General features: G+C 60.9%; 22 protein-coding genes. 11 read left to right on the top strand and 11 right to left on the bottom strand.

Annotation, left to right across the window (positions count from 1 at the left end; translation table 11 throughout):
- Window positions 1–35: 35 nt before the first annotated feature.
- The 3 genes from BBG20_RS17850 (at window position 36) to dkgB (ending at window position 3,490) form a co-directional block, all read left to right on the top strand.
- Window positions 36–1,991 (top strand): oxidoreductase, encoded by a 1,956-nt coding sequence (locus tag BBG20_RS17850; RefSeq protein ID WP_065905576.1) that lies wholly within the window; start codon window positions 36–38, stop codon window positions 1,989–1,991.
- Window positions 1,979–2,557, top strand: coding sequence for a cupin domain-containing protein (locus tag BBG20_RS17845; protein WP_065905575.1), 579 nt, complete (start codon window positions 1,979–1,981; stop codon window positions 2,555–2,557). Before BBG20_RS17850 ends, BBG20_RS17845 begins: the two co-directional genes overlap by 13 nt.
- Before the next feature lie 114 nt (window positions 2,558–2,671).
- On the top strand, window positions 2,672–3,490 hold the full coding sequence (gene dkgB, locus BBG20_RS17840; protein ID WP_065905574.1) for a 2,5-didehydrogluconate reductase DkgB: 819 nt from the start codon (window positions 2,672–2,674) through the stop codon (window positions 3,488–3,490).
- Here dkgB and BBG20_RS17835 read toward each other — a convergent pair.
- From BBG20_RS17835 to BBG20_RS17810, 7 genes are all read right to left on the bottom strand, one after another.
- Window positions 3,487–3,909 (bottom strand): ANTAR domain-containing protein, encoded by a 423-nt coding sequence (locus tag BBG20_RS17835; protein WP_065905573.1) that lies wholly within the window; start codon window positions 3,907–3,909, stop codon window positions 3,487–3,489. The two genes, dkgB and BBG20_RS17835, sit on opposite strands and share 4 nt — an antisense overlap.
- 134 nt (window positions 3,910–4,043) lie before the next feature.
- On the bottom strand, window positions 4,044–7,655 hold the full coding sequence (locus BBG20_RS17830; RefSeq protein WP_065905572.1) for a transporter substrate-binding domain-containing protein: 3,612 nt from the start codon (window positions 7,653–7,655) through the stop codon (window positions 4,044–4,046).
- 1 nt (window position 7,656) lies between these two features.
- Window positions 7,657–8,286, bottom strand: coding sequence for a response regulator transcription factor (locus BBG20_RS17825; protein WP_065905571.1), 630 nt, complete (start codon window positions 8,284–8,286; stop codon window positions 7,657–7,659).
- Between the two features lie 302 nt (window positions 8,287–8,588).
- On the bottom strand, window positions 8,589–9,305 hold the full coding sequence (locus BBG20_RS17820) for an MgtC/SapB family protein (RefSeq protein ID WP_065905570.1): 717 nt from the start codon (window positions 9,303–9,305) through the stop codon (window positions 8,589–8,591).
- Between the two features lie 57 nt (window positions 9,306–9,362).
- On the bottom strand, window positions 9,363–9,518 hold the full coding sequence (locus BBG20_RS32955; RefSeq protein ID WP_158267396.1) for a hypothetical protein: 156 nt from the start codon (window positions 9,516–9,518) through the stop codon (window positions 9,363–9,365).
- Window positions 9,519–10,005: 487 nt separating this feature from the next.
- The gene (locus tag BBG20_RS17815) at window positions 10,006–10,443 is read right to left on the bottom strand and encodes a T6SS immunity protein Tdi1 domain-containing protein (RefSeq protein WP_065905569.1); all 438 of its coding nucleotides are present in this window, start codon (window positions 10,441–10,443) and stop codon (window positions 10,006–10,008) included.
- A gap of 24 nt (window positions 10,444–10,467) precedes the next feature.
- Window positions 10,468–10,812 (bottom strand): FKBP-type peptidyl-prolyl cis-trans isomerase, encoded by a 345-nt coding sequence (locus BBG20_RS17810; protein ID WP_065905568.1) that lies wholly within the window; start codon window positions 10,810–10,812, stop codon window positions 10,468–10,470.
- 205 nt (window positions 10,813–11,017) lie between these two features.
- Here BBG20_RS17810 and BBG20_RS17805 point away from each other — a divergent pair, with 205 nt between their 5' ends.
- Window positions 11,018–11,905 (top strand): nitrilase family protein, encoded by an 888-nt coding sequence (locus BBG20_RS17805; RefSeq protein WP_065905567.1) that lies wholly within the window; start codon window positions 11,018–11,020, stop codon window positions 11,903–11,905.
- A gap of 139 nt (window positions 11,906–12,044) precedes the next feature.
- Here the strand turns inward: BBG20_RS17805 and BBG20_RS17800 are convergent, their stop codons facing one another.
- Window positions 12,045–13,013: a hypothetical protein gene (locus BBG20_RS17800; protein ID WP_065905566.1), complete on the bottom strand. Its 969-nt coding sequence runs from the start codon at window positions 13,011–13,013 to the stop codon at window positions 12,045–12,047.
- A gap of 174 nt (window positions 13,014–13,187) precedes the next feature.
- Between BBG20_RS17800 and BBG20_RS17795 the strand changes: the two genes are divergently transcribed.
- Window positions 13,188–14,684 (top strand): PAS domain S-box protein, encoded by a 1,497-nt coding sequence (locus BBG20_RS17795; RefSeq protein ID WP_065905565.1) that lies wholly within the window; start codon window positions 13,188–13,190, stop codon window positions 14,682–14,684.
- Between the two features lie 131 nt (window positions 14,685–14,815).
- Complete coding sequence (locus tag BBG20_RS17790; protein ID WP_065905564.1) at window positions 14,816–15,088, top strand: DUF1652 domain-containing protein; 273 nt, start codon at window positions 14,816–14,818, stop codon at window positions 15,086–15,088.
- Here the strand turns inward: BBG20_RS17790 and BBG20_RS17785 are convergent.
- Both BBG20_RS17785 and BBG20_RS17780 read right to left on the bottom strand, forming a co-directional pair.
- On the bottom strand, window positions 15,051–16,244 hold the full coding sequence (locus BBG20_RS17785; RefSeq protein WP_065905563.1) for an MFS transporter: 1,194 nt from the start codon (window positions 16,242–16,244) through the stop codon (window positions 15,051–15,053). The two genes, BBG20_RS17790 and BBG20_RS17785, sit on opposite strands and share 38 nt — an antisense overlap.
- Before the next feature lie 77 nt (window positions 16,245–16,321).
- Window positions 16,322–16,630 (bottom strand): RcnB family protein, encoded by a 309-nt coding sequence (locus tag BBG20_RS17780; protein WP_065905562.1) that lies wholly within the window; start codon window positions 16,628–16,630, stop codon window positions 16,322–16,324.
- A 132-nt stretch (window positions 16,631–16,762) separates the two neighbouring features.
- Between BBG20_RS17780 and BBG20_RS17775 the strand changes: the two genes are divergently transcribed.
- The 5 genes from BBG20_RS17775 to BBG20_RS17755 are packed head-to-tail and all read left to right on the top strand — an operon-like array spanning window position 16,763 to window position 22,279.
- Window positions 16,763–17,368 (top strand): LemA family protein, encoded by a 606-nt coding sequence (locus BBG20_RS17775; RefSeq protein ID WP_065905561.1) that lies wholly within the window; start codon window positions 16,763–16,765, stop codon window positions 17,366–17,368.
- A gap of 20 nt (window positions 17,369–17,388) precedes the next feature.
- A complete protein-coding gene (locus BBG20_RS17770; protein WP_065905560.1) occupies window positions 17,389–19,206 on the top strand; it encodes a M48 family metalloprotease in 1,818 nt (605 codons plus the stop codon).
- Between the two features lie 44 nt (window positions 19,207–19,250).
- Window positions 19,251–19,808: a helix-turn-helix domain-containing protein gene (locus tag BBG20_RS17765; protein ID WP_065905559.1), complete on the top strand. Its 558-nt coding sequence runs from the start codon at window positions 19,251–19,253 to the stop codon at window positions 19,806–19,808.
- 11 nt (window positions 19,809–19,819) lie between these two features.
- Window positions 19,820–21,166 carry a glutamine synthetase family protein gene (locus tag BBG20_RS17760; RefSeq protein WP_065905558.1) on the top strand — a complete coding sequence of 449 codons (1,347 nt, stop codon included), beginning with the start codon at window positions 19,820–19,822 and terminating at the stop codon, window positions 21,164–21,166.
- A gap of 15 nt (window positions 21,167–21,181) precedes the next feature.
- Window positions 21,182–22,279, top strand: a complete 1,098-nt coding sequence (locus BBG20_RS17755; protein WP_065905557.1) for a DNA alkylation repair protein — start codon at window positions 21,182–21,184, stop codon at window positions 22,277–22,279.
- Between the two features lie 584 nt (window positions 22,280–22,863).
- Here BBG20_RS17755 and BBG20_RS17750 read toward each other — a convergent pair.
- Window positions 22,864–23,757, bottom strand: coding sequence for a LysR family transcriptional regulator (locus tag BBG20_RS17750; protein WP_065905556.1), 894 nt, complete (start codon window positions 23,755–23,757; stop codon window positions 22,864–22,866).
- Between the last annotated feature and the right edge of the window lie 50 nt (window positions 23,758–23,807).

The following is a 23,807-nucleotide window of genomic DNA, read 5'->3' as shown; positions in this document are numbered from 1 at the left end:
AAAATAACAATAACAGCGCCTGGAGTACCCGCACCATGTCGCCCTCTGCTTTCCCGCACCTGTTCGAGCCCCTGGCACTGCGGGGCAAACGCTTGAAAAACCGCATCATGTCCAGCGGTCATGACACCTCGATGCCCACCGATAACCGGGTCAACCCGCCATTGATCGCCTACCACCGTGCGCGTGCCGAAGGCGGTGTCGGCCTGATTGTGCTGCAGGTGGCCGGGGTGCATGACAGCGCGCGGTACACCTCCCATGTGTTGATGGCCACCGACGATGCGTGCATCGAGGGCTACCGCGAGCTGGCCGAAACCTGCCATGCCCATGGCACCGTGGTGCTGTCGCAGATCTTTCATCCCGGGCGGGAAATCATGGAGTCGGCGGATGGCCTGCTGGCGGTGGCCTACTCGGCCTCGGGGGTACCCAATGAACGCTTCCGGGTGATGCCGCGTGCGCTGGACCAAGCGATGATCGATGAGATTGTCGCGGGTTACGCCGCCGCTGCCAGGCGTCTGCACCAGGCCGGGATCGACGGCGTCGAAGTGGTCGCCAGCCATGGATACCTGCCGGCGCAGTTTCTCAACCCACGGGTCAATCGGCGCAGCGATGGCTACAACGGGGCGCTTGAGCAACGGCTGCGGTTCCTGACGGAAATCCTCGCCGCCGTGCGCGCGGCTACCGACGCGGACTTCATCATCGGCCTGCGCATTTCTGCCGATGAACGCGATGCCGAAGGGCTCACCGAAAGCGAATCCCTCGAAGCCGTGCAGAGCCTGCAGTCCCAGCTCGACTACGTGCATATCGTCGCAGGCACGTCGGCCTCGCTGGGCGGTGCAATCCATATCGTGCCGCCCATGGCGATTGCCGCCGCGTACCTCGCCGATGAGGCCGCGACGTTCAAGGCCAGCCTGTCGATTCCGCTGTTCGTCACCGGGCGCATCAACCAGCCCCAGGAAGCCGAATTGATCCTCGCGCGCGGCCAGGCCGATGTGTGCGGCATGACCCGCGCATTGATCTGCGACCCGCTGATGCCCGCCAAGACTCTCGACGGGCGCGTCGAAGATGTGCGCGCGTGCATCGCCTGCAACCAGGCCTGCATCGGTCACTTTCACAAGGGCTTGCCGATCTCGTGTATCCAGCATCCCGAGACCGGCCGCGAGCTGCTATTCGGCGAGGTGCAAGCGACGCTCAAGCGCAAGCGCATCATAGTCGTGGGCGGTGGTCCGGCGGGTATGAAAGCCGCAGCGGTCGCGGCGCAACGCGGGCATGCCGTGACGCTCTACGAGGCTAGCGCCCAGTTGGGCGGGCAAGTGCTGCTGGCGCAATTGCTGCCACGGCGCAGTGAGTTCGGCGGCGCCAGCACCAACCTGCAACGCGAGATGCAACTGGCCGGTGTGCAGGTGCTGCGCAACACCCGCGTCGACCGCGCGCTGGTGGAGCGCGAGCAACCCGACCATGTGATCATTGCCACCGGCGCCGAACCCTATTGGCCGGCCTTCGAGCAAGGCGGCGAACTGCAGGTGGTGGATGCCTGGCAGGTGCTGCGCGACGCAGTGCCCCTGGGGCGTTCGGTGGTGGTGGTCGACTGGCGTTGCGACTGGATCGGCCCCGGTATTGCCGAGCGCCTGGTGCGCGCCGGGCATCAGGTGCAACTGGCGGTGAATGGCACGCACTGTGGCGAGAATCTCCCGCTGTATGTGCGTGATCAACTGGCCGGCGAGCTGCACCGGCTGGGCATTCCGATCATCCCGTATGCGCGCTTGTACGGCTGCGACGACACCACGGTGTACCTGCAACACACCGCCAGCGGCGAGCCCATGCTGCTGGAGAATATCGACACGCTGGTGTTGTGCCAGGGCCACCAGCCGGTGGACACTCTCGGCGCGCAGCTGCAGGGCCTGGTGCCGTTTGACCGGATCGGCGACTGCCTGGCGCCGCGCACCGCCGAAGAGGCGATCTACGAAGGACTCAAGGTGGCATGGAACCTGTGAACGACCAACCCCAGCAACTGTTTCTCGGCACCCGCATCCGTGGTTTGCGCAAGGCCAGCGGCATGACCTTGACCGCCCTGGCAGAGGCCAGCGAGCTGACCGCCGGCTACCTCAGCCAGCTGGAGCGAAACCTTGCGTATCCTTCGATTCCGGCACTGTTCAACATCGCTCGCAGCCTGGGGGTGACGATCCAATGGTTCTTCGCCAGCGAGACCACGCCCGCACCGGCAGACGCAGGCTACGTGGTGCGCAAGGACAATCGCCAGAGCATCCACTATGAAGACGGCATCGTCGACCAGTTGCTGACGCCCCTGCCCAACCATCAACTGGAAATGCTGCAATCGAGTTTCCCACCGGGCACCTACAGCCAGCAGAGCTACAGCCATGAAGGCGAAGAAGCCGGCTATGTGTTGCGCGGACAGTTCGAGCTGTGGGTGGGAGAGCGGCACTTCCTGCTGGCGGCCGGTGACAGCTTCAGCTTTGCCAGCAGCGAACCGCATCGGTATGGCAACCCCGGCAAAGTGGAGACGGTGGTGATCTGGGTGATCACGCCGCCGACATTTTAGGCCAGGCCCATTCGTGACCTGCGGTAAAGAGTCCTTTTCGGATTCGACGGTTTTTCCGAAGGAACGACGGGCGGATACTCGACTCCATTGTTCACACCTCTTCAGGAGTTACTGATGTCTATCCCCACGTCCAACGTACCCGCCTTCGGCCTCGGCACTTTCCGCCTGCAGGGCCAGGTGGTGATTGACTCCGTCAGCACCGGCCTGGAACTGGGCTACCGCGTCATCGACACGGCGCAGATCTACGAGAACGAAGCTGACGTCGGCCAGGCCATCGCCGACAGCGGTGTGCCCCGTGATGAGCTGTTCATCACCAGCAAGATCTGGATCGCCAACTTCGCCGAAGGCCATTTGATCCCGAGCCTCAAGGAGAGCCTGCGCAAGCTCCAGACCGACTACCTGGACCTGACCCTGATCCACTGGCCGTCGCCGGAAGACCAGGTTCCCGTCGCCGAATTCATGAGCCAGTTGCTGGAAGCCAAGCGCCAGGGCCTGACGCGCCAGATCGGTATTTCCAACTTCACCATTGACCTGATGAAACAGGCCATCGCAGCGGTCGGCGCCGAGCACATCGCGACCAACCAGATCGAACTGCACCCCTACCTGCAAAACCGCAAGGTGGCGGAGTTCGCCAGTGCCCACGGTATCCAGATCACCTCCTACATGACCCTGGCCTACGGCGAAGTGCTCAAGGACCCGGTGATCCAGCAGATCGCCGAGCGCCATCAAGCCACCCCGGCCCAAGTGACCCTGGCCTGGGCCATGCAACTCGGGTACGCCGTGATCCCCTCCTCGACCAAACGCGCCAACCTGGAAAGCAACCTCAAGGCCCTGCAACTGACCTTGAGTGCTGCCGACATGGAACAGATTGCCGGCCTGGAGCGCGGCCATCGCTTGACCAGCCCCAAGGGCATCGCGCCGAAATGGGACTAGGCGCCGGCCACCCGTGCGCGGGATAACTCGCGCAACCAGGGCAATACCCGCAGGCCCGCCGTGGCTGCGGGTGGGTCGATGATGTCCATGAAGTGTTCGAGGTTGACGTTGTCCGGTACGCCGGGCAGCCGTACCAGCACCGCCGGTGTTGCGCCGGCAGGTGCGCCCAGGTCGAGGTGGTCGTAGACCAGCACGTGGCGTACCTGGGGCTGGGGCCCGCAGCTGTGCAGCGTCAGCCCCGCATTGATGATCAGCACGTCAAAGGGTTCGGCCGGAATGGCGGTGAGTATCTGTACTTCTTCGAAGGTCTGTACCGGCACGATCCGGTGGTACCCCAACTGATTGAGCATTTTTTCGATGTACAACCGTTGCAGGTGCTGTTCATCGGCAATCAGGATGGTCAGTGCTTTGTTCGGCATGGCAAACCCCTGGGCTGGCAGCGCTCGTCAGTGAGCGTCGCCCATTTTCCAGACATATCCCGAAGACAAAATCAGGCATGTTCCCCCTTCATGTAGGAGTTGTCCCAAATGCACCGAATGGCTGTCTACTTCGGTCACGCCTGATTGCAGTACTGCCCGAGGCTGTGTTGCAAGCCAGCGATAGCCCGTTCCACCGCCTGCACTGCTGCGTCCAATGCCTCGCCTTCGCGCCGCTCGCACAGGTCTTCCAAGGTCTCGCAGGTGGCGATCAACGCCTGAGACTTGACCAAGCGTGCGCCCCCTTTGACCCGGTGGGCCAGGTCATGCAGCCTGGCGAAGTCCGCGCGATTTTGCTCAACACCCAACCAGGCGCGATCTTCCTCCAGGCTGTCGAGTAACGGCGTCAGCAACTCGTTCAGTGCGACCTTATCGCTACCGGTCAGCGCGATCAGCGTGCTCAAATCAAACGTCGGCTCAAACGCCTGTGTCACCTCGCCGACCGCGCGCGATGCCAACGCCGCGCGCAAGTCTTCAAGCCCGGTGGGCTTGAACAGGCAGCCATCCATGCCGGCTTGTCGGCAGCGTTCGGTTTCTTGTGGCTGCGCATTGGCGGTGAAGCCCAGCAACAGGCATGGCGTGAGCCCGCGCTGACGCTCCTGGGCACGAATATCCCGCGCCAACGTATACCCATCCTTGAAGGGCATATTGCAATCGGTGATCACCCCATCGAACTGCCCGGCCTGCCACAAGGCAAAGCCTTGGGCACCGTCATCGGCGGTGGTGATGCGGTGCCCCAGGAAGCTCAACTGGCGAGCCAGCAGCAGGCGGTTGGCCGGGTAGTCATCCACCACCAGGATGCTCAACGCCCGGGCCGTCGGAACGGGCAAGACGGGCAATGCATCCGGCACGCGGGTGGTCATTTCCAGCGACAGCGTCACATCCACCCGCGTGCCCTTGCCCAGCACGCTGCTCAAGTGCAATTGCCCGCCCATCATCTCGCACAGGTTGCGGCTGATGACCAGTCCAAGGCCAGAACCACTGCGTGCCGATTGTTCGTTATTGCTGCCCTGGATAAAGGGGTTGAACAAGCGCTGCTGATCGACAGCGCTGATGCCAATGCCGGTGTCCTCCACCCATAGCCGCAGGTCCAGTTGATCGCCGACCAATGCCCCCTGGGCCCCCACGCGTACCTGACCGTTGGTGGTGAACTTGATCGCATTCCCCAACAGATTGGACACCACCTGCTTGAAGCGCAGCGGGTCGATCAACACCGCATGGTCGATCAGCGGGTCGAGCTCCACTTGCAACACCAGGCCCTTGTCGCGCGCCAGCCCTTCAAATACCCGCGCCACCGAGGCCAGCAGCTCGTGCGGATTGGCGGGCTCCAGGGCCAGTGACAGGTGGCCGGATTCAATCCGCGCAATGTCGAGAATATCGCCGATCAACTCCAGCATGCTGTGCGACGCCACCGAGGCCACCTCCAGCGCGGCGCGGTCAGCACGCCCCTGCTGGGCGTTTTCCAGGGCCAGCTCGATCATGCCGATCACAGCGTTCATGGGCGTGCGTATCTCATGGCTCATGGTGGCCAGGAAGGTGGTCTTCGCGCGGTTGGCTGCGTCGGCCTCCTCCTTGGCTTCCTGCAATTGGCCCAGCAAGCGCTGGCGCTCGCTGACATCGACCCAGCCGGCAATCATGCCCACGACGCCGCCGTTGCTATCCCGGTAGGGCAGCATCCACTGGTAGATGGTCAACACCCCGCCACCGGGAATCTTCAACACGCGGTCATGGATCTGCGGTTCGCCCTGCTCCATCAAGCGCAGGTAATCGGCATGGAACGACTGGGCCTGGGGAGGGTTGCCGGTGTCGGTCTCCACCACGGTCTTGCCAATGACGTCTTCGAGCTTGAAGCCGAAGACATCGAGGTAGGCGTTGTTGCACGCCATCAAGCGGCCTTGGCGATCGCGCACGTAAATCGGGTGCGGAGTGCCGTCGATCAGCACGCTCATAAAGCGCATCTGGTCGCTCAAGGCCCGCTCCGCCTGGGCACGCTTGCGAATCAGGTTACGCAGGTAGAACACCCAGCCCAGGGCGACCAACAGCAGCAGCGCGGCAAGGGCGAAGCCTTGGATAATCACGTTGCGGTGCCGCAGCCAGTAGCTGTCTTCGAGGATGATTTCACTGCGCCAATGGTTAGTCAGCTCGTCCATCTCTTCGGGGGTAATGCTCAGCAATGCCTTGTCGAGGATCGAATACAACTCCAGTTCGCTGCGGTTGACCCCCAGGGTAAAACGCGCCGGCTCCCGGCCGACGGTGCTGGTGATGCGCAGGCGTTCACGGTAATTGCGCGCGATCATGTAGCGCGCGCTGATCAACGACACCGCGGTCGCCTCCACGGTGCCCTTGGCCACCAACGCCATGGCCTGCTCGGTGTTCTCGACCTCGACAAACACCACGCCTGGGTAGTCCTCGGCAATCTGCATCGCGAGGCTGTTGCCGCTGACCACCGCCAGGCGTTTGCCGGGCATGTCCTCCAGGGTAATCACGCGCTCATTGTCCGCGGACACTACCAGTGCATAGGGGTTTGACAGGTAGGGCCGGGTAAAGCGGATCTTCTCCGACCGCTCGATGCTGGGCGTCACGGCCGCCAGCATATCGACGCGCCCGGTGCTGACCGCGTCAACCAGGCGCGGCAGTGAAGTGCCCTGCTCGATGTCGAACTTAAGGCCCGTACGCAGGCTGATCCGCGACAACACCTCGGCGCTCAGGCCTTCGAACTCGCCCTTCTCGTTGAAAAACGACAGCGGCACGAACTTGTCGACCACCGCCACTTTTACCCGCGGATGCTTCTCCAGCCAGCGCTGCTCATTGATGCTCAAGCGCAGCCGGTCGGCCTCGGGAAAACCAATGCCACCGGCACTCCAACGGCGCAGGATTTCCATCTGCTGGTTGGCGGGAACAGCGGCAAGCGCGGCGTTGATGATCCTCAGCAGGCGTGTGTTTTCCTTGCGCAGGGCGAACCCGAACGGGTTGGCTTCCATGGCCGAAAAATCCGCCATGCGCACATTATTGAGATGGTTCTTGTTGATCAGGTAGCGGGTGCTGATGGCATCCCCGAGGTACACATCCGCCTGGCCGAACGCGACGGCGCCGATGGCCTCGAAGGTCGAGCCAAACAACTGCAACTGTGCTTGGGGGTAGAACGCCTGGACGGCGTCGGGTGGCATGTAGTGGTAGAGCATCGCCACGCGCCTGCCCGCCAGATCGGCATTCAATGCAAGGTTGTCACCCGCGCGCGTCACCAGCACGGGTTGATCATTGGCGTAGGAGCGCGATAGCACCAACTGCGGGTCGGCGAACTCATAACCGTTGGCCGAGCCGAGAAAATCCACCGCGCCGCTCTTGAGGGCGTCGATAACTTCATCGCGCGTGTCGTAGCGCCGAACCGTGACCGCGATATTCAGCGCCTGGCCGATCAGCGCCGCATAATCGGCGGTGATGCCTTCCAGTTCTTGCTTGTTGTTACTCAGGTCAAAGGGCGCGTAATCCGGCGCCGAGACCCCGATGATCAATGTGCGCTGCTCGCGCAGCCAGCGCCAGTCGGCTTCATCGAGCATCACGCTGGTGGGTTCAAGGGTTGAGTGGCCGAGTAGCCGCAGGCTTTGCGGTGCATCCACGGCCATCACCGCCGCAGGCAACATCCCCGCGAGCAGGATGACCATGAGCTTGATCAACCGTGAGGGGTTCATTTCAGATCAGGTGATTGCGCTGCGCGAACTTGGACAGATGCACCACCGAGGACATACGTAGTTTCTCCTTGAGCCGCGTCTTGTAGGTACTGATGGTTTTGTGACTCAACAGCATGTCCTCGGCAATCTCCTTGTTACCCAGGCCCAGGGCCAGTTTTTGCAATACCGTCAGCTCGCGATCGGACAGCGCCTCCACCAACTCCTGCTCGGTGGATTGCAGGTCGTCGCGACGCACCGAACTGGTAGGCAGGCTCGGAAAGCAACTGTAGCCGGACCTGATGGCCCTGATGGCCTTCTGCAGCTCGTCGAGTTCGCCGGTCTTGGCGACAAACCCCATGGCACCGGCGCGCATGCAACGGGTAGAAAAGAACACGGCCAGGTACGAAGTCAGTACCAGTATCTTGCAAGGCAGGTCCAAGGCTTTAATCCGACTGATCACCTCCAACCCACCGAGCTTGGGCATTGCCAGGTCGAGAATGACAAGGTCCGGACGCTCCTCACGGGCAACCTGCATGGCATCCGCGCCGTTACCTGCTTCGAAGATGGTGTCGAAGCCCTCCTGCTTCAGCAGGTGCTTGACGGTGGCGCGTATAAACGGGTGATCATCCACAATTAAAGCTTTGTTGCTCATAAGACTCCCCTGGGAGGATCAGTACGCTTACATATCACGTGAGTCCTATCTACCTGTGAAAAGTAACAGTTCCGACAAACGGTGCTGAGTACTCTGCGTGACACTTCAGGCAGTACGGGCCTCTCCTTTTGAAAAACACGATGAAAACGTAAAGCTGCGCCTGGGTTCCTAAATAGGCGCAAGCGCGCAACCTTAACAATGGCGTGTGGTTTCAAATGAAGGGATAGTCTCGAATGCTTGTAGGACTTTTCCTCTCAGTAGCATAGTCCGTGTTGAACAAGGCAAAGCCTGACGTCCGCTTACTACTCCGTGGTGCTTGGGCTCCAGAAAGCCTGGACCACCAGGGTCGACAGAGAAATCCGCGCCACCAGGGCATCCAGCTCGTCACCGTCCACCGAGGTCACCGCCAGGGTGGCTTCGATTTCGACTTCGTCAGTGCCGAAAGGCCGCACATCGACATCACTGGCCGGGTAGTTGCAACGCGCCAATTCGGCTTCCAGCAGTGCGAGCACGGCTTTCTGCTGGGTACGCCGGGCAATGACATAGAGGATATTGGTGACCTCCGCAGAGACCACATCCAGCGGCTGGCGGTTGATGTTGTTGACGATCGGCCGCAGCAAGGTATTGGCCGCCAGCACAAACAGCGTGCCGAGCAACGCTTCGAGGATCAGGTCGGCGCCGGCACAGGCCCCCACCGCCGCCGATGCCCAGAGCGTGGCGGCGGTGTTGAGCCCGCGCACATTGCCTTCTTCGCGCATGATCACGCCCGCGCCGAGAAAACCGATGCCCGAGACCACGTACGCCACCACCCGTACCGCGCCTTCTGCGCCGCCCAGGCGGTTGGCCATGTCGACGAAAATCGCCGCGCCCACCGCCACCAGCACGTTGGTGCGCAGGCCCGCCGTGCGCTGGCGGTACTGACGCTCGAAACCGATCAGGCCGCCGAGGATGAACGCGGCGGTGAGGCTGACCAAAGTGTCGATCAGCGAATTGAGGTTGATGTTGTTGATTGCTTGCATAAAAAATCTCCTTGAACGCCAGCGCCTGCAGGAGCTGGCTTGCCAGCGATAGCACCGTTACTGCCAGCCAAATTTACGGATATAGAAGCCTTTCACCGCCTGGGTCTGCGCCATATACGCCAGCAGGATCAGCGGCAGGCGACGGAAATACCGGGCGATGTGCCGATTCCGCAGGAAACCGGCAAACAACGCTTTGAGCAGAATGAGGCTCATGGTGTAACTCCTGCGCGAGGAAACCTGCAGGCAGGTACGACCGGCTGCACCCTGCCCGTTCTACAGGCACGGTCAGCTCGGCCCGCCCGCCGCAAAAAAAGGCAGGCGCGTCCGTAGCATCCCGAGGTCAGTCAGGTGCTGGTCAGCGTCGATGAGAGGGATCGGACAGGCGCCAGGACTGGCTGCTGTCGGGATGCCGCTTCTCGCTTTGTTGGCGAGACAACGGCATCAGGAAAATGCGCGTTACCTTGCCAAGTATGTGCCGGTTACTGAAACCGGCCGACTACTGTCACTCGAACAAGTACCCACTGAGGGTCTCCGCTATTGATGAAAACGCGCGAAGCTTACGCCCCGTTTACGCGGGAGTAAACCGTAGGAAAGCTTCCGTAAGGTGGATAAGAGGATTCTTCAGGGAGGGTTCAGGAGCCGCCGAGGGGCCATTCAGCTACACCCTGGACGTCGATGGAACGCTGCCTTTTTTCAATGACTAGTCGACAAGCCTGAGCTTCACCTGGGCACCGTCGGGCAAATCCTTTATCTCCCGTGCCAGATCACCGCAGAACCGAAGCTGCTCAACATGATCCAGGCATCGCACATTGCCGATGACGTACTCGCCGCCCAATACCGGCGAAATAACCCAATGATAAACCTGGCCAGGCGCCAACGGCCCCAGGGCCTCCTCGGCCTGCTCCACCATGGGTTGCAGATACCAGTCGCGCAAAAATGCCTGATCCCTGGAAACCTCGTCCAGCACGGCACGCGTCTGCGCAATGACCTCGCAATAAAGCGCTTCAGGGCACAGCCGCCAATAGCGTCCCTGCGAATCCTTGATCATCACATTGCCAAAGGCGGTGGTCCCGACGACCTCGACGGGATCAATGCCGACCCACCCCCAGCTGTCGCGAATAGCTTGAATCAACGGCATGCAGCCTCCCGGTTCAAAAGCACTTCAATCATCGCGCGTCAGCACTTCCAACAACTCAATCTCGAAGCACAGATTGCTGTTGGGTTTGATATGCGCGCCCATCGACCGCTCGCCATACGCCAGGTGCGCCGGGACAAACAGCCTGCGCACGCCGCCGACCTGCATGCCCATCAGGCCCTGGTCCCAGCCCTTGATCACGCGGCCGGTGCCGATCACACACTGGAACGGCTTACCCCGCTCCCAGGACGAATCGAACACCGTGCCGTCTTCCAGGGTGCCGGTGTATTGAGTGGTGATCAGCGCCCCCTTGACCACGGCTTTGCCGGTGCCTGGGCGGATGTCGGTGATCTGGAGTTCGTCGTTGCTCATGGCGGGGCTCGTTGAAGGCGTGAGGGGTGGGGTTTTCCCAGAATTGGCGGGGATTTGCAACCGCAAGAGCGGTGCAGGCTCTTCCAACCGATTTGCAGAGCTAACTGACAAGTGTCGCAGAAGCGCCTGGCTTATCACCTTTCGCTCAATCACCTCTTATGCAAGGCCAACCACTTCGGTTGTATTTTCCAAGAGGTCACCTGTCATGCCCCAAGCCATCAGCCCCGTTCGCGTTTCTGTTGTGCAATTCGATCCCCAGGTGGGTACGGACCATCGGTCTGCCAACCTGCGGCGTAGCCTGGAATTGGCCACTGAGGCCGTGAACGGCGGCGCCAATCTGATCGTGCTGCCGGAGCTATCAAGCTGCGGCTATTTCTTTGCTAACCGCCAGGACGCCTTTGATCACGCCGAAGTCATTCCAAACGGCCCAAGCGTGCGAGCCTGGATCGACTTTGCTTGCCGGCACCGGGTGTACCTGGCAGCGGGCTTGAACGAAATCGACGGCAGGCAACTGTTCAATACCGCTTTGCTGCTGGGCCCGGACAGTTTGATCGGCAAGTACCGCAAAGCCCATCTATGGAACCTCGAGAAGTTATGGTTCACCCCGGGAAACACTGGCTTCCCAGTCTTCGATACACCCATCGGGCGGATTGGCCTGCTGATCTGCTGGGACATCTGGTTTCCCGAAGTGCCGCGCATTCTCAGCCAACAAGGTGCCGATATCATTTGCAGCCTGAACAACTGGGCCTGGACACCTGCGCCGTTATTTGACGAAGCGGGCAAATGCATGGCGTCTTACCTGACGATGACGGCGGCGCACGTCAACAATGTGTTTATCGCCGCCGCCAGCAGAATCGGCGAAGAACGCGACGCGCGCTACCTGGGGTGCTCGTTGATCGCCGGGACCAATGGATGGCCAATTGGCAAAGTGGCCTCGGCTAATCGTGAGGAAATACTGTACGCCGACATTGATCTCAGCAGTGCGCGCAGTGCACCGATCTGGAATAGCCTCAACGACCTGCAGAGGGATCGGCGCGTCGACCTTTACGATCAGACGCTGGGGTATGTCCAGCACCGCGCGTTGCCGCGCTAACCAAAATGGCCTGGCGTACTCGCTCCTGTGGCGAGCGGGCTTGCCCCGCGTTGGGCTGCGCAGCAGCCCCCGCATGCACCACTTGCTGGGGAGCGCTACGCGCCCCAACGGGAGCAAGCTCGCTCGCCACACCCAGCTTTTACGCCAACGGCACCCGACGCGTCGTCAGCGCCACACGCCCCACAAAGAAACTCAACGCCGCACCCAGCAGCAACATCGCCAAGGTGCTCCAGGCTGCGCGGGACAGTTGCTTGGCCGCGACTTCGCCTGCTTCACGGGCTTTCTGCTCGGCCTGTTGCTTGAGCTCATCGACCTTCTGCATGGCCTGCTGATAGGCCTGGGCGTAGTTGTCGACGATCTGCGTGGCTTCCTCTTTGCTCTTGCCGGTACGGGCGGCAACGATGTTGACCAGCGCGTCTTTATCGGCCGCGTTCAGCGCAGGCTCACCGGAGGCTTTGACGCGGTCGAACCACTGCTTGAGCGCATCACCGGCCAGGGCTGGATTGGTCGCGGCAGCCGTCGCCGATTGCTTGCCATCCGCTGCGGCCTGATCGGTTTTCTGCTCGACATTGGCCGGGTCCAATTCAGGCTTGCCGCTTTGCTTGAGCAGGGTATCGAGCTGAGCTTGCAGGCTGTTCCAGTCCAGGTGGATGCCCTGCTCGTCCAGTTGCTGCTTGACGCTGTCACTGATGCCCGGCGCCGCGGCAGCGATGCCACTACCGGCAGCCGACAGACCTTTGCCCACCACATTGCCGGCGGTACCGACCACGCTCGCGGCCAGGCCTGCCAGCAGCCAGGTGGTGAATAACGTGGTCAGGGTCCAGGTCAGCACGCCATGCAGGCCGCCGCGATCCGGTGCCGTACGCCCGGCCACAAAGGCACCCACGGCGATGGCGATCAGCGTCGAGACAAATAGCCAGATGCCGGCGCCCGTGCCGAAACCGCTCAACGGATTGCCCGCCTGCATCGGGTTGACGGCGCTGGCGCCAATGGCAGTGCCGAGGACACTGAGCACCAGGTAGGTCACCAGGGCAATTGCACTACCCGCGAGTACGGAACTCCAGGACACGCGAAACGGCGAACGGTTGGTTTCATAGACAGTGGTCATGATTGATCCTTTTGCAGTAATTGACCGTCTCAGTCTGGCCAGCCACGTGCCCGCTCGTCCCCGCGCAAATGCACCAGGCCATCTGGTGCATTCGCACCCCGGTGCAGGCAATTGCTCTGCACTATCCTGAACCCTGGGTGTCGTACTTTCATGCGTCCAGAACCCGGAGAAACCATGACCCAGGATGTCCTCGCCAAAGAAACCAACCGTCGCCAACTGCAGCAGATCATCTCCGGGCTGTCCGACGGGATAATCCTCGCCGAGGTCGACCAGACCATCCTCTGGGCCAACGATGCCGCCCTGGCCATGCATGGGGTGGATGAGGTCGCGGCATTGGGCGCCGATACCCGCGAATACGCCGAACGCTTCAGCCTGCGCTATCGCAACAACCATCCCGTGCCGCTGGAAAACTACCCCCTCGCCCGTGCGGCGGCGGGTGATGAATTCAGCGATGTGGTGGTGGAAGTCACCCCCACCACCGACGAACACAAGACCTGGGTCCACCGCCTGCGCAGCCTGGTGATCAGCGATTCCCACGGCGAGCCCGAGTTGCTGGTACTGATCCTCAGCGACGCCACCGAGTGGGCCAGCGCCGAGCAGCGCTTCGAGAAAACCTTCAACGCCAACCCGGCGCCTGCGGTGATCTGCCGCCTGAGCGACCTGCGCTATATCAAGGTGAACCAGGGTTTCCTGGAGATGACCGGCTACAACCGCGACCAGGTCATCGGCCGTTCGGTGTATGAGCTGGACGTTCTGGAGCAGGCCGATCGCAAGGACCTGGCCATCCAGCGCCTGGGCGAAGGCGCGACCATCCCGCAGATGCAAGCCGAGCTGAAGCTGCCCGAAGGTGGCAGCAAACTGGTGATCGTCGCCGGCCAGCCGTTGGACATGAACGAAGAGGAATGCATGCTGTTTTCCTTCACCGACCTGGAGCCACGCCGCAAGGCCGAGATTGCGCTGCGCCAGAGCGAAGAGCGCTTCGCCAAGTCGTTCCGCCTGACGCCTGTGCCGACCCTGGTGTGCAGCGCCGCCAACCGGCAGGTGGTGGACATCAACGAAGCCTTCATGACGATTACCGGGTACACCAGTGAGGAGCTGATCGGCAAGGCTATCGAAGAGATCCACTTCATCGACAGCGCCCCGGCGGCCGCCCAGGTGTTCGCCACCCTGGAGAAAGCCGGCAACCTCGATGGCCAGGACCTCAAGGTGCGCAAGAAAGGCAACGAAGTGATCGACTGCGTGCTTTCCGCCGACACCGTGGTCATCCAGGACGTGCCGTGCTACCTGCTGGTGATGATGAACATCACCGAGCGCAAGCGCTCGGAGCTGGAGCTGGTGGCTGCCATCGAGGAAGTGATGCAGGACGCCTCGTGGTTCAGCCAGACCCTCATCGAAAAACTGGCCAACGCCAAGAGCGTCAACAGCCCCAACCTGCCTAATGTGGCCTTCACCGACCTGACCGCGCGTGAGCGCGATGTGCTGGGCCTGATTTGCGAAGGCCTGGCCGACAAGGAAATCGCCTCGCGGCTGAAACTGGCACCCAATACGGTGCGTAACCATGTGGCCACGGTGTACTCAAAACTGGGGGTGCACAGCCGCAGTGCGGCGATTGTCTGGGCCCGTGAACGCGGGCTGTTTGCCGGTGAATTAAGGGTTAAAAGCAAGCGCTGAACATACAAATGCACTAGTCCAGCTAGTATGAATTCGCCTTATCGGATGGCGTCCCGATCCCTAACCTTCAAGGGGTGAGCACAGGGCTTTGAACCTGTGCCGTCGTGAAACGACACCTTGAAGGAACCCTCATGTTTACGCTCTCTCAACTGCGAAATTGCATCGAAGAAGGCCTGGCGCCGCTGACATGCGAGTTCACCCTGTGCCGGGACGCCTCATTGACCCTCAAGGTCTATGACGCCGAGACCGGCCGGGTGGACCTGGTGGTGACGGGGATCAGCACCAACCGGCTGCAGACCCCGCAAGAAGTGGAAAAAATGGTGGAAGAACTGCGCTACGAACTGCAAAGCAACAACATGGGCAAGCTCACGCTGGATGACTTGCCTTCAACGACGAACCAATGAAGTAGAACACCCCACCCGCGACGATGAACGCCCCGAGCATGTAGAACATGTAGTGGGCCGGCAGGCTGGCCAGCACCAGCCCGCACAACACCGGCCCCAATGCTGCCCCCAGGTTGGACAGGTTCTGCGCCCCGTAGTACATGCCCCGCAGGTGATCCGGGGCAATCCGGTCGATAAACATGTACTCGGCCGGGAACACGATAATTTCCCCCACGGTGAACACCGCCATCGCCAGCACCCACCACAGCACGCTGGTGGACAGCGCGAACCCGATCAACCCCAGCATGAACATGCCCAGGCCGAAGATCAGCCATTGGCTGAGGTAACGGTGCGAGATGCGCCGGCCAATCACGTACTGCAAGGCAATCACCAGCACCGCGTTGGTGGTCAGCACCGCACTGATCACGGTGTAGGTGTATTCCGCGCTGGTGGTGGTCACCAGGTATTGCGACAGGTAGGCCGTGAACTGGCCGAACACCACGGCGCTGAGCAGGCCGCCGAGGGTAAAGCACACCAATCGATGGTCACGTAGCAACACACGGCCGACGGCCAGGAACGACACCGGCTTTTGCGCGACCTCGGCGGTGGCCAGGGTGCGATCGCCCCAGCGCCAGTACAGCAGGAAAAACCCCAACCCCAGCAACGCCGAAAGGATGAACGGCAGGCTGATATCCAGCTTGGCCACCATCGCGCCAAAGAACGGCCCCACGGCGTAACCGATGTTGGTCAGCGTGTACTTGATCGAAAACACTTCGCTGCGCGCCTCTTCCGGCAAGAGGCTGGCAAAGCCGGCCTTGACCGCAATGTCGATCACCGCGTAAGCCAGGTTGATCAGGATCAGGCAGCTGTAGAACGCCCAGATATTCTGCGCGAGTACCGTGCCGATAAAACCCAGCACAAACACCACGCTCAAGCCGAGCAGCAGCCGATAGCTGTTGATGCGGTCGACCAGGAAGCCGCCGTACACGCTGAGCAGCGAACCGACGATCAGCGAGCTGCCGATCACCAGGCCGACCTGACTGATGTCGAGGGCAAAGTGGCTGGTGAGGTAAATGACCAGGTAGGGGAAGGTGATGGCCTTGGCCAACGTCAGCATCAACGTGGCGGACAGCAACAGGTTCACGGTGCGAGGGTAGTTTCTTATTGTGGCAAGCATCCTGCTCTCTTTCGGTCAAAGGTAACGCGACGTTTTATGGCCGGTTACCTTAACGCGGAGGAAGCAAAAAAGCCGGGCTATTTTTTGACTGGGGTGATCTCGAGGATGGTGCCGTTGGTGGTTTTCAGCAGCACGAACTTGTCGCCGACCCGCGCCCATTGGCTGTCGGCTTCAGGTTGCTTGAGGCCGCGCTTTTTCCAGTCGCTGACCGCCGACTCCTTGCGCATCAGGATGTCCGGGGCACGGTCGCCCTCTTTGAGATCGCGGGCGTTGATGTTGGAAGGCTGCACGGTTTCCTGGGGGGTATCACCCGCCTGTGCGACAAAACTGGCGGTGGACAGGCTGGCAGCGACCAGCAGGCAGGCGGCGAGGGTTTTGGACTTCATAGGTGCTCCTTCAATGAATGACGCGTACCCAGGTTCGGACCACGGGCGCACGGAATCATTCATGCAAGAAAAGCCTGACCGGTATTTATCAGCTAAGATCGCCGGCTTTCTTGTAGCGATAAGGACATCACAATGATCCTCACTGTTTTCCTGGTCATTTTCATCTGCGTCTCGAGTGTGATTACGCTCTATTTGATCAGCCTCTACAACCAACTGGTGAGTTTGCGCAACCGTTTCAAAAATGCGTTCAGCCAGATAGAAGTACAACTCAAGCGGCGCCATGACTTGATTCCCAACCTGGTCGAGACCGCCAAGGCTTATATGAGCCATGAGCGCGACACGCTGATGGCCGTCACCGAGGCGCGCAATGCTTCCGCAGCCTGCCTCAATGTCGCAGCGGCAGAACCTGGCAGCGCGCAGTCAATAGTGCACTTGGGCCAGACCGAGGGCCGACTCAACAGGGCCATGGATAAACTGAACATCTCGCTAGAAGCGTATCCGGACCTGCGTGCATCGGAAACCATGATGCAGTTGAACTACGAAATGACCAATACCGAAAACCGTATCGCCTTCGCCCGTCAGTTCTTCAATGACTCAGTGATGAACTACAACACCTTCCGGCAGAAATTCCCCACGGTGCTGATGGCGGAAGCGTTTGGCCATGGGGGAGACGCCACCTTGCTGGAGTTTGCCGACAGCGAGCAGATTCAAAATACTCCGGTCGTCTCCTTTATCTGATAGCCGCCACGGATGGCCGTATGAATTTTTTCGAAACCCAGGACCGCGCCAGGCGCGGCGCCAGGTATGGCATGCTGCTGATGGCCGCCATTGTGCTAAGCCCGGCGGTGTTTTGGACGTATTCAGTGCCATCGCTCGGTAAGGTCTACTGGTATGACCCCCTGCTTTTTTGCTTGGTGATAATTTTCGTCATGGCGGCAGCCTGTTGGTACCAGAGCCACAGGTTCTGTGATAGCAGCGACTCCATTTCCATGGATTTTGGCGGGCACCTTATCAGCCTGCAGCCAGAAGAAGGTGATCGCTGGGTGCTGGATATTGTCGAGGAAATGGCCATTGCCTCCGGCAGCCAGGTACCCATGGTTTACGTGCTTCTAGATCAAGAAGGCATCAATGCCTTTTCCCCCGGGTTCACACCGCAGGATTCAGCCATTGCGGTGACCTACGGCGCGACGGTTTTGCTTAACCGTGAAGAAATGCAAGCGCTGGTTGCCCATTTGTTCTGCCAGATTCATAACAACGACATGCGCATGGATATACGCATGGTGGGGCTGGATACGGGCGCATTGGTCTTGGCTTTCCTGATGGCGCTATCAACCGCCGGTAGTTTTTTACTGTTCGGATTCGGCTGGTGTGCACTCGTTCTTTTCGCCACATCCCGTATTGCTCGCCAGCGCAAATACCTGGCCGACGCCACGGCAGCACAGCTCACTCGCAACCCCCAGAGCGTGGCGAGTGTGCTGAAGAAAATTGAAGGATATGAATACGGGTCACTGCTCAGAGGCGAAGAGACATCTCTTTTCCTTTCGACGTTCTTTGCAGCCCCCTTCGAAACGTTCAGAGATCATTTTGCCTCGCCCCATCCTTCACTTGAAAAACGCATCAAACGCCTCGATCCGGGCTGGGACGGCGAGTACCCGTATGTCCCATCGCTGGCCTCGCTGGTAGGCAGCGATGAGGCTACCGCCGAGAATCGTCGCCGGTGGCAGGAGCTCGGGGCAATCTCTACGGCTGTCCGTCGAAAGGGCGAGGAAGCCACCGCAGCGCACCTGTACCAAACCCAGGTAAGCCTGAGCAAGATTCCTGCAGAGGTGAGAGCTGCTGCACGCCACACCAGCGGTGCACAGGCGTTGATCTATCGGTTGCTGCTCTGCGCGAATGAGGACGCTCGAGCGCAGCAACTGAACTTTTTGCAAGGGGTTCCCGACCCGGAAGTCGTTCAGTTCTTGCAGGGTTTGAGCGAACCCATGAACGGCCTGGATGGCTACCTGCGCTTGCCACTGTTCGACTTGTGCATTCCCGCACTCAAGCATCTCGAAACCGACTCGTTCCAGCAGTTTACTCACAATATTTCGCTACTGATCCGAACCGATTACCGAACCTATCTGATGGGTCTGGCCCTGCTTCATATCCTCAATACCCAGGTTCTAGGTGCACCGAAAACCAAAGGCCGCTATCTGCTGCGCCAGTTGGAAAGGGATGTCACGCTATTGCTCAAGGTACTCGCGATCATCGGCCATAGAGGCGGTGCGCAGGCGCAGCTGGCTTATTCCCGGGCCTGTGAGGTATTGCCCTTCCATGTGCCCCCAACGAATAGGGTTGATGGCAGCGAAGATCTGGACGCGGTAGAGATTGCCTTGAAAAGGCTGCCCGAACTCAAGCAACAGGATAAGGACATCCTGATGGACGCAATCGCTGTCTGTATTGAGCACGACGGTCGTATAACCCATGAAGAAATAGAGCTGATGCGAGCGATTGCCAACATTCTGGACTGCCCGATGCCGGCAAGGTTTCAGACGCCATCACTCAAAGACACTTGCGCGACGCCATTGCCTCCATGAAATTAATCCTGTAATTTTTCATGAAATTATTTGATATAAATTTCATGAACCAACAAGAAGAACTCGACGCCCTGGCGATCCTGATTCACGACCTGCGCAAACACAAGAAGCTCACCCTCGCCCAATTGGCGCAGAAGATCGAGCGTTCCGTAGGTTTCCTGTCCCAAGTGGAACGCGGCTTGTCGCGGCCTACCGTGGCCGACCTGACCGCGATCAGCCACGCCCTCGACGTGCCCACCACGTATTTCTACAGCCTGTCCAAACCCAAGGCCGTGAGCTGGGTGACCCGCCCCAATGAGCGGCGGACGGTGTATTACGCCAACGGCATCACCGACATCCTCGTCTCGCCGAGCATGAATGGCGCGTTCTCGATGCTCGACAGCCTGTTGGCCCCCGGCGCCAACAGCGGCGAGCAAACCATGAGCGACCGTGCCGAACAGGCCGGTTTTGTGCTCGAAGGCGAGTTGACCTTGTGGGTCGAGGGTGAGGCCGACTCGGTCACCCTCGGCCCTGGTGACAGCTTCCACCTGGCCAGCTTTGCCCATTGCCGCTACGCCAACCTGACCGATCTGCCCGCCCGCGTGCTGTGGGTCTACAACTAGGAGCAACACCCGTGAAAAGCCAATCTTCCACGTTGCTGGCCGAAGTACGGACCTTTCGCCAGAACCACCCCGACGTGCGGTATGTGGACCTGATCGCCCTGGATATCCCAGGGCATTTCTACGGTAAGCGCTACCCAATAGAGATGCTCGAAAAGGTCGCCGCCGGCAGCCCCCTGAAGCTGCCACAGAACGCCGTGCTGCTGGGGACTCAAGGCGGGCTGTTCAAGATTGGTGACTATTGCTTCCATGACGGCGATCCGGACGCCAATCGCCGCCTGGTGCCGGGCACGCTCAAGCCGGTGAGTTGGGAATCGCAGCCGTTGGGCCAGATGCTGATCACCTCCGACGGCACCGACGCCCCGATCGAATTCGAGCCCCGCGAAGTCCTGGCCAAGGTGCTGGAACGCCTGCAGCACAAAGGCATTCACCCAGTGGTGGCGTTCGAACTGGAGTTTTACCTGTTCGACAAAAAGCTCGACAACGGCCTGCCGCAATTCGCCCGCGACCCGCTGAGCGAGGATGCCGACGACCAGCCCAACCTGCATATCGACCGGCTCTCGCGTTTCAGTGAAGTGCTCGACGATATGGCGCAGACCGCCAAGGACCAGGGTATCGACATCACGGTGATCACGGCCGAGATCGGCCCCGGCCAGTTCGAGATCAATTTCGGCCACCTCGACGATGGCCTGCGCGCCGCCGACTGGGCCGCCCTGTTCTGCCGCAGCACCCGCGGCGTGGCGTTGAAGCATGGCCACCGCGCCAGCTTCATGGCCAAGCCTTACCTGCAATACCCCGGCAGCGGCATGCATGTGCATGTGAGCCTGTATGACGGCGCCGGCAATAACCTGCTGGCGGCCCATCAGCAGCAACCGCTGCGCCATGCGGTCGCCGGCTGCCTGGAACTGCTGCCGCACTGCATGCCGATCTTCTCGCCCAACCACAACGCCTTCCGCCGCCTGGGTGGCACGGTCAACGCGGCGACCCGCGCCAGCTGGGGCTTTGAGGACCGCGATGCGTGCGTGCGCATTCCCGAATCCGACCCGCGCAACCTGCGCATCGAGCACCGCCTGGCCAGCGCCGACGCCAATCCGTACCTGGTGCTGGCGGCCATCCTGGCCGGGCTGGAACATGGCCTTGAGGCCAAGCGCGAACCCATCGCGCCGTTGAACGAGGACCGCAACAGCGGCACCGACTTCCCCCTGGAAATGCTCGACGCCGTGCGCGCCATGCAGCATCAACCGGTCGTGCGCGATAAGCTGGGCGCCGAATTTGTCGACGTATACTGCGAAAACAAACGCCAGGATCACCTGGCCTTCCAACAAGAGATCAATGCGCGCGAATACCGCTGGTTTCTCTGACCCCATGGATAACCGATGACCGACCAAAGCGCCCCGGCCCTGAAGGAAATTTTCAACGTCGAACGCCTGCAGCACATCGCCCGCGAGATGAGCGCGGTGTACCCGGCGTTCGACGCCAAGGGTTTTCTCAAGCACGCCAAGGCCGGGCTGGCGCAGTTGTCGGTTATGCAGCGCATGGCGCGGGTCAGCGAGAGCCTGCACGCGGTGATCCCGCTGGAGTATGCGCAGACCCTCAAGCTGCTCTACGCGCTGGCCCCGCGGCTGAACAGCGCATTTGTCAGCCTGTTCCTGCCGCATTACGTGGCGAGTTACGGCCAGGCTGACTTCAAGCGTTCCATGGCCGCGCTCAAATACTTCACCACGTTTGGTTCGGCGGAATTCGCGATCCGCCACTTTCTGCTGAATGATTTCGCGCGCACGCTGGCGGTGATGCAAGCCTGGTCGCTGGACGACAACGAACACGTGCGCCGCCTCACCAGCGAAGGCTCGCGCCCGCGCCTGCCCTGGTCGTTTCGCCTGGCCGAGGTACAGGCCAACCCCGAGCTGTGCGCGTCGATCCTCAATAATCTCAAGGCCGACAGCAGCCTGTATGTGCGCAAATCCGTCGCCAACCATCTCAACGACATCACCAAGGACCACCCGGACTGGGTACTCGACCTGATCGAGGGCTGGAACCTCGACAATCCCCACACCGCCTGGATCGCCCGCCACGCGCTGCGCAGCCTGATCAAGCAAGGCAACACCCGCGCGCTGACCATCATGGGCGCCGGCGCCAAGGCCGACGTGAAGATTCAGCACCTGAGCGTCACGCCGGCAGTGATCACGCTGGGCGAACGCATCACCCTGTCATTCAGCCTGGAATCTACCGCCGCCACCGCGCAGAAACTGGTGGTGGACTACGCCATCGACTACGTCAAAAGCGCCGGGCACAGCGCGGCCAAAGTCTTCAAGCTCAAGGCATTCACGCTGGGCGCGGGTGAACAGCAACGTATCAGCCGCGAGCAACACATCCGCGAATTGACCACCCGCAAGCACTATCCGGGCAAGCATACCGTGCACGTGATGGTGAATGGTGAACGCCTGGGCAGTGCTGACTTCGTATTGCGCGACTGACGCAGGTTGCGCAACACCCCAGGTCCACTGGGGGATTGGAGTAGGCCTAGGCCCCCGGGTGTACGCAGATCAAATGTGGGAGCTGGCTTGCCTGCGAAAGCGGTAGATCAGGCACCGAATGCATCAACTGACAGCCCGCCTTCGCGAGCAAGCCCGCTCCCACAGGGGGATCCGGGTATGCCTCGGGCTACCGGGTGTAAGCAGATCAAATGTGGGAGCTGGCTTGCCTGCGAAAGCGGTGGGTCAGTTGCCGAATGCATCAACTGACACACCGCCTTCGCGAGCAAGCCCGCTCCCACAGGGGGATCCGGGTATGCCTCGGGCTCCCGGGTGTAAGCAGATCAAATGTGGGAGCTGGCTTGCCTGCGAAGGCGGTGGGTCAGTTGCCGAATGCATCAACTGACACACCGCCTTCGCGAGCAAGCCCGCTCCCACAGGGGGATCTGGGCATGGCTTGGACTCCCGGGTGTACACAGATCAAATGTGGGAGCTGGCTTGCCTGCGAAGGCGGTAGATCAGGCACCCACCGCGTCAACTGACACTCCGCCATAGCGAGCAAGCCCGCCGTTTTCGAGCCGGTTTCTTCAGGCAGATTCGCCAAGCAACAACCCCTGCTCCCGCGCGCACAACTCCACCACGTAATCCCACAACACCCGCAGTCGCACCGATTTGTGCAGTTCACGCCGCGAACTGATCCAGTAGCTGCGCTGGATGCTCTCTGCCGGCAGCAACGGCACCAGGTCCGGGTCGCCAGAGGCCATGAAGCACGGCAGCACGGCAATCCCCAAGCCTGACCGTGCAGCCTGGTGTTGGGCGATGACGCTGGTGCTGTGGAATACCACCTTGGGGTTACGACAGAAGCTGCTGAGGAATTTCAGTTCCTGGCTGAACAACAGATCGTCGACGTAATCGATCCATGAATGGGCGGCGAGGTCTTCGCGCTTTTCGATCGGCGGATTGCGCGCAAGGTAGGCGCGGCTGGCGTAGAGCGCGAGGCGATAGTCGGTGAGTTTGCGCGTGACCAGTTGATCGACGCTGGGGCGTTCGAGGTGGATGCTGATTTCCGCTTCGCGGTTGAGAATGCTGACGAAACGCGGCACCGCGAGCAGTTCCACCTCCAATCCGGGATAGCGTTCGAACAGCCCGCCCATGCGACCGGCAAGGAACATTACGCCCAAGCCCTCGGCCACACCGAGGCGGATCTTGCCCAAAGGCGCGGCGGAATGGGTGAGTTCGTCTTCGGCCAGCAGCGCGACGTTTTCCATGGCCTCGGCATGCTTGAGCAAGGCTTCGCCGGCCGGGGTCAGTTCGTAGCCCTGGGCGTGCTGCACGAACAGCGCGGTGCCGAGGCTCTTTTCGATCGCCTCGATATGCCGGGCCACCGTGGCATGCGTCGTCTTCAAGCGTTGCGCGGCGGTGAGCAGGCGGCCGCTGCGCTGCAACTCGAGAAAATACCGCAGGTCATTCCAGTCGAACATTCAGCCTCCCTCCCTTGGGCATAACTCACTACACGACCGCGAAGACTGGC

This window comes from Pseudomonas aylmerensis (assembly GCF_001702265.1).
Classification (GTDB): Bacteria; Pseudomonadota; Gammaproteobacteria; order Pseudomonadales; family Pseudomonadaceae; genus Aquipseudomonas; species Aquipseudomonas aylmerensis.
Note: the sequence above shows the minus strand (reverse complement) of the source record. Positions and strands in the feature narration are given on the sequence as shown.

Excerpts from the sequence above, each read along its gene's own strand:
- BBG20_RS17755 (WP_065905557.1), top strand. The coding sequence starts at position 21,182 with ATGACCGACCAAAGCGCCCCGGCCCTGAAGGAAATTTTCAACGTCGAA.
- BBG20_RS17845 (WP_065905575.1), top strand. The coding sequence starts at position 1,979 with ATGGAACCTGTGAACGACCAACCCCAGCAACTGTTTCTCGGCACCCGC.
- BBG20_RS17775 (WP_065905561.1), top strand. The coding sequence starts at position 16,763 with ATGATCCTCACTGTTTTCCTGGTCATTTTCATCTGCGTCTCGAGTGTG.
- BBG20_RS17850 (WP_065905576.1), top strand. The coding sequence starts at position 36 with ATGTCGCCCTCTGCTTTCCCGCACCTGTTCGAGCCCCTGGCACTGCGG.
- BBG20_RS17815 (WP_065905569.1), bottom strand. The coding sequence starts at position 10,443 with ATGCCGTTGATTCAAGCTATTCGCGACAGCTGGGGGTGGGTCGGCATT.
- BBG20_RS17830 (WP_065905572.1), bottom strand. The coding sequence starts at position 7,655 with ATGAACCCCTCACGGTTGATCAAGCTCATGGTCATCCTGCTCGCGGGG.
- BBG20_RS32955 (WP_158267396.1), bottom strand. The coding sequence starts at position 9,518 with ATGAGCCTCATTCTGCTCAAAGCGTTGTTTGCCGGTTTCCTGCGGAAT.
- BBG20_RS17810 (WP_065905568.1), bottom strand. The coding sequence starts at position 10,812 with ATGAGCAACGACGAACTCCAGATCACCGACATCCGCCCAGGCACCGGC.
- BBG20_RS17750 (WP_065905556.1), bottom strand. The coding sequence starts at position 23,757 with ATGTTCGACTGGAATGACCTGCGGTATTTTCTCGAGTTGCAGCGCAGC.
- BBG20_RS17770 (WP_065905560.1), top strand. The coding sequence starts at position 17,389 with ATGAATTTTTTCGAAACCCAGGACCGCGCCAGGCGCGGCGCCAGGTAT.
- BBG20_RS17805 (WP_065905567.1), top strand. The coding sequence starts at position 11,018 with ATGCCCCAAGCCATCAGCCCCGTTCGCGTTTCTGTTGTGCAATTCGAT.
- BBG20_RS17820 (WP_065905570.1), bottom strand. The coding sequence starts at position 9,305 with ATGCAAGCAATCAACAACATCAACCTCAATTCGCTGATCGACACTTTG.
- BBG20_RS17785 (WP_065905563.1), bottom strand. The coding sequence starts at position 16,244 with ATGCTTGCCACAATAAGAAACTACCCTCGCACCGTGAACCTGTTGCTG.
- dkgB (WP_065905574.1), top strand. The coding sequence starts at position 2,672 with ATGTCTATCCCCACGTCCAACGTACCCGCCTTCGGCCTCGGCACTTTC.
- BBG20_RS17765 (WP_065905559.1), top strand. The coding sequence starts at position 19,251 with ATGAACCAACAAGAAGAACTCGACGCCCTGGCGATCCTGATTCACGAC.
- BBG20_RS17800 (WP_065905566.1), bottom strand. The coding sequence starts at position 13,013 with ATGACCACTGTCTATGAAACCAACCGTTCGCCGTTTCGCGTGTCCTGG.
- BBG20_RS17835 (WP_065905573.1), bottom strand. The coding sequence starts at position 3,909 with ATGCCGAACAAAGCACTGACCATCCTGATTGCCGATGAACAGCACCTG.
- BBG20_RS17780 (WP_065905562.1), bottom strand. The coding sequence starts at position 16,630 with ATGAAGTCCAAAACCCTCGCCGCCTGCCTGCTGGTCGCTGCCAGCCTG.
- BBG20_RS17795 (WP_065905565.1), top strand. The coding sequence starts at position 13,188 with ATGACCCAGGATGTCCTCGCCAAAGAAACCAACCGTCGCCAACTGCAG.
- BBG20_RS17825 (WP_065905571.1), bottom strand. The coding sequence starts at position 8,286 with ATGAGCAACAAAGCTTTAATTGTGGATGATCACCCGTTTATACGCGCC.
- BBG20_RS17790 (WP_065905564.1), top strand. The coding sequence starts at position 14,816 with ATGTTTACGCTCTCTCAACTGCGAAATTGCATCGAAGAAGGCCTGGCG.